We start from the raw sequence: 464 nt of genomic DNA, 5'->3' as shown, positions 1-464 counted from the left end.
ACCAGGCGCTGGATCGCATCATCAACTTCTTCCCCGAGGAGCGCCGCCCCCAGTTGCTCAACGATCTGGGCAACAACCTGCAGGCCTTCGTCTCCCAGCGGCTGGTGAAGACCATAGACGGCGGACGGCGAGCGGCGGTGGAGATCATGCTCGGCACCCACACCATTCGCGATCTGATCAAGCGTGGCGAGTTTGGCAGCCTCAAGGAGATCATGGAAAAATCCCGGGCTCTTGGCATGGTCACCTTCGACAGCACCCTGTTCGATCTGGTGGTGGAAGGGGTGATCGATGAGGAAGAGGCGGTCAAGAACGCCGACTCCCAGAACAACCTGCGTCTCAAGATCAAGCTGTGGCGAGAGAAGGGCCAGCTCGCCAACAGCGCGGATGCCAGCGGCTGGAGCCTGGAGCCCACCAAGGACGATCCGGCCGACCTGCTCTAACCCCCCCCCGCCCCGTGGCCAAAC

General features: G+C 62.5%; 1 pseudogene. It reads left to right on the top strand.

Annotation, left to right across the window (positions count from 1 at the left end):
• Positions 1-440, top strand: a pseudogene (locus BN1137_RS21675) (type IV pili twitching motility protein PilT); the annotation flags it as partial.
• Between the last annotated feature and the right edge of the window lie 24 nt (positions 441-464).

This window comes from Aeromonas tecta, from assembly GCF_000820185.1.
In the GTDB taxonomy this organism is placed as follows: domain Bacteria; phylum Pseudomonadota; class Gammaproteobacteria; order Enterobacterales; family Aeromonadaceae; genus Aeromonas; species Aeromonas tecta.
The sequence above is the reverse complement of the archived record's forward strand: the minus strand, read 5'-3'. Positions and strand labels throughout refer to the sequence as shown.